The 4,436-nt window shown below is 53.2% G+C and carries 2 protein-coding genes; both read left to right on the top strand.

The annotated features are described in order from the left end of the window. Nucleotides 1-1,295 (top strand): AI-2E family transporter (locus tag RMSM_RS10325; protein ID WP_144057545.1); only part of this gene is annotated, 1,295 nt, incomplete at its 5' end. Continuing rightward, complete coding sequence (locus tag RMSM_RS10320) at nt 1,285-4,002, top strand: response regulator (RefSeq protein WP_008695135.1); 2,718 nt, start codon at nt 1,285-1,287, stop codon at nt 4,000-4,002. The genes RMSM_RS10325 and RMSM_RS10320, both read left to right, overlap by 11 nt. Nucleotides 4,003-4,436 lie beyond the last annotated feature (434 nt).

Here is a 4,436-nt window from a genome sequence, read left to right as displayed (position 1 = left end):
AACTTATTGCTGGTCAACGCTGGATTCGGTCTCTGGTTTGGCGTGGGGCTGTATTTGATGGGAGTTCCCCTACGCGCCGCTGTGGGGGTTTTTGTACGCTCTGTTTCCGTTTTATTCCGTTCCTTGGCAGTCCTGCATCGGTGTTGTTTCCATTGTTGGTCAGCGTTGCCACGTCGACGGGGTGGACGCAACCGATTGCAGTGTTGGTGTTCTTTACCGTTAGCGAATTGGCGACGGGCAACGTGATCGAACCGGTCCTGTTTGGCAAAACGACAGGACTAACGCCGATCGCGTTGTTGGTGGCAGCATTGTTTTGGGCTTGGATATGGGGCCCGGTCGGATTGTTGTTGTCAACGCCGCTAACAGTGTGTTTAGTGGTGCTCGGTCAACACTTGCCTCATTTGCGTTCACTCAAGGTACTGCTTGCCGAGCAACCGGTATTGGATGCGCGTCTGCAGTTCTTCCAGCGTTTGTTGGCTCAAGATTTAGTGGAGGGGCGACGTGTTTACAAACAATATGCAAACGAATTTGGTCAGGAGCGGGCCTTTGATGAGGTCTTGATCCCCGCGCTCAGTTGGACACGGATCGAGCGAGGCAAGGAATCGATCAGCGCCGCCGAGGAGCAGTTCATTTGGAAGGCGACGAGGGACTCGTTTGATCTCGATGAGTCGGAGCAGGCGGAAGTACCGGAGCGGGGAGCAGCTAAGAATGAGGCTGCAACGAATCACTCAACAAAGAACGACGATCGAAGCTCGCTCGAGAATCAACGGCACATCGACGCGGCGGACGATGATGATGTGTGTGTCCCGACCCCACCACGGCGACGGCTGTTTGGACATCCGGTCCATCATGAATCCGAGGAAATCGCCTTGGCAATGTTGTCGCGGTTGGTTGAGGATGATTGTGACGTCGAGCTAAGCACAACAAAAGAGTTGCCATCGAAGGTTGTCTCCAAGATTTCCCAGTGTCACCCTGATATCGTCGTCTTGACGGTGCTGCCACCGGGCGGTTTGCCCCAGTTGAAATATATGTGCAACGAGATTCGTTCAAGCCAGCCAACTGTCCCGATTGTGGTCACGTATCTAGGCCAGATGAAAGATTATGACGAGCTGTTGGTGCGGATTCGAGATGCGGGAGCGAGTTATCTGACAACCTCGTTGGCACAAACGAAGCATCAAATCGATGTGCTGCTAAAAGATCTGAATCAGGCCGACACAAACGGTTCGGCATGTGATCGTTCGCGGCCGGTTGACGCTGAAGAAACCAACCGCGAAGAGGCCAGTCATGTCTCGTGATGACATTCTCGATGTCGTGTCGAAATGGGAACGCTGGCTAGCTCCGGTTGGACTGGTTGCCGCACTCGCTTTTCTAATCGGTAGTTCTTGGATCATCTATCGCAACGTCCAACGAGCGGCCGAGTCTGCGGATTGGGTATCACAGTCGCGGCAAGTATTGGCCGTCACCCATGGTATTCGTGCCGAGTTGAGCCAAGCCGAATCGGCGGGAAGAGGATTCTTGCTTTCGGATGACGAGCTGTATCGCAATCAATTTGATCGTGCGATCACCGCGGCAGTGCAGCAGCAATCGAAATTGAAACAATTGACTCTCGACAACCCGGCGCAGAAAGCACGAGTCCGATCACTCTCGGAGTCGATCGAACCGAAGATCGAACTGATGCAGCAATTTGTATTGTCTCATGAAAACCCTGATCCCGACAGCATCGCTGCGGCGGCGGTGCTTCGCGTCGGCACGCAACAAATGACCGACATTCGCGAACTGGTTCACGAAATCGAGCAAGCGGAAGACGCATTGCTGACCCAACGCAGTGAGGTGCTAAAACATCGTCTGGCGAACACCCGTATATCCTTGTTGCTATCGACCCTCGTCGCCTCTTCGTTGGTGTTGGGGACGTACTATCTGCTTCGTCGTCATTGGCGTTTAAAAACATCGTCTGCGGATATGTCACGACGCCATGTTCGAGAGAAGGATGAATTGGCACGTTACAACCAACGGTTACTGGAATCCACCGGCGAAGGAATCTACGGGATTGATAACGATGGGGTTTGCACATTTATGAATCGTGCGGGCGCTTTAATTTTGGGCGGCAACCCGAATGATTTTCTGGGCAAAGACATGCACGCCTTGGTGCACCATACCACGGCTGATGGGGATGCGTATCTGGTCACCGAATGTCCGATTTACAAATCCTCGCGTTCGGGTGACGGATGCCGAGTGGACGATGAATTATTTTGGCGACTCGATGGTAAGTCGGTTCCGGTAGAATACTCGTCGTTTCCTCTGAAAAACAACGAGGTGGTCGAAGGAGCGGTCGTCACATTCAACGATATCACATCGCGGCTGCGATCTCGCCAAGAATTAGAGCACGCCAAAGAAACCGCCGAAGCGGCGAACGAATCCAAGAGCCAGTTCTTGGCCAACATGAGCCACGAACTTCGCACACCTCTGAACGCCGTGATCATGTATAGCGAGCTGTTGGCCGAAGAGGCCGAGGATCAACAGGTTCCCGATTTTATTCCCGATCTAAAACGAATTCGCTCCGCGGGGAAACATCTTCTTGAACTCGTCAATGGCGTGCTCGATCTGTCGAAAGTGGAAGCGGGCAAGATGGAGTTGTTCCCTGAACCGTTCGAGGTCGCGGATGTAATCGATGAAGTCTGTGCAACGATCGAAGCCTTGGTCGAGAAAAACAATAATCGTCTGCAAGTCGATGTCGATGAGGATGTGTCGAGAATCGTGGGCGACGTGGTGAAGTTGCGTCAAGTGCTTTACAACTTGTTGTCCAACGCGTGCAAGTTCACCGAAAATGGACTGATTCGTTTGCATATTTCACGAGACACCAAAAACAAAATGGTGCGTTTCGAGGTCGCGGACACCGGCATCGGAATGACGTCTGAGCAAGTGGCTCAACTCTTTCAGCCGTTCGTTCAAGTCGATGCTTCGACCACACGAAAATATGGCGGGACGGGGTTGGGATTGGCGATCATCAAACGCTTTACTGAATTGATGTGCGGAAGTGTGGATGTGTCGAGCGTCCAGGGTGAAGGAACCACGTTTACGGTGTTGTTGCCCGAAAATCTAGACAAGGTGGATTTTGACAAAGTCGACGCGGATCGTGACGAGTCCGTTGCGATGGCGGAACCGGTGGCGGCGCGTCGTTCAGCGCCATTGGCCGAAACCGCCAGTGTGGTTTTGGTGATCGACGATGATCCGGCGATCCGTGATATCTTGACGCGTGTGTTGGTTTCCGAAGGGATTCGCCCAGTGACCGCCGCCGATGGAGCAGAAGGTTTAGCCCGAGCCAAACAATGCAAGCCCGATTTGATCATCCTGGACGTGATGATGCCCAAAGTGGACGGTTGGTCTGTTTTGGCGTCATTGAAAGCAGACAACGAGCTTGCGGATATTCCCGTGATCATGCAATCGGTCAAAGACGACCATGATCTGGGATTCATGCTCGGTGCGTCCGAGTACTTGGTCAAGCCGATCGATCGGCAAAAGCTTGTCTCGATGTTGCGACGATACATGCATGGCGATCAATCCTACGTGTTGTTGGTCGAAGACGACGAGACCACCCGCCGCGCCGTCGCTCGCACGCTCGAAGACCAAGGTTGGCGAGTGATACAGGCCGGTAACGGACGCGAAGCATTGGATTGTGTGCGCGGTGAAGTTCCCGCGGTGGTGCTTCTCGATCTGATGATGCCGGAAATGGACGGTTTCGAGTTTCTGGAAATCGTACGAGCGGATCCTCAGTGGATTTCGATTCCCGTGGTCGTGTTGACCGCGATGGAGTTGACCAGCGAGGATCATGCCCGATTAAACGGCAGCGTCGAGCGGATTTTGGCAAAAGGTTCGCTCAGTCGCCGCAAACTGTTAGACGAAGTGCGTCTTCTTGTCACCAATTTGACCCGTCGTCCTACGACAGAGTCCGCCGAAGACGAATCGGCACAAGAATCAAAAAAACAGCAACCAACGGCGCAGTAGTTGCCTAAGTAGGTAGGCAGAAAGCGTAGGTGAGCAGAACTCGTAGGTAGGTAGAACTCGTAGGTAGGTAGGAATCGTAGGTAGGCAGGAATCGTAGGAAAGCAGAAATCATTGGGTGAGATCCCGTTAGCCGTTTTGACGCGTAACCCCGGTCGAATGTCGGAACCGTGGCAAATGTCGGAACCGCGGCGAGCGTCAAAGTGGCTAGTATTCGGAACGACTGCTGCGTCGCTACACAATCCAGCAAATATCGCGGGGACAAAGACCGCGGGATTCAGCAAAAGCGGAACCGATCCGCTCCGACAACAACCAAACAAGGGAACGAAACGATGCCTCGTATTTTGATCGTTGATGATAATGACGATAATCGTGATGTCTTGAAGCGCCGGCTCGAACGACGTGGCTTTGACATTGTCACTGCCAGCGGCGGAAAA

The sequence above is a fragment of the Rhodopirellula maiorica SM1 genome (assembly GCF_000346295.1).
In the GTDB taxonomy this organism is placed as follows: Bacteria; Planctomycetota; Planctomycetia; order Pirellulales; family Pirellulaceae; genus Novipirellula; species Novipirellula maiorica.
The sequence above is the reverse complement of the archived record's forward strand: the minus strand, read 5'-3'. Positions and strand labels throughout refer to the sequence as shown.

Excerpts from the sequence above, each read along its gene's own strand:
- RMSM_RS10320 (WP_008695135.1), top strand. The coding sequence starts at position 1,285 with ATGTCTCGTGATGACATTCTCGATGTCGTGTCGAAATGGGAACGCTGG.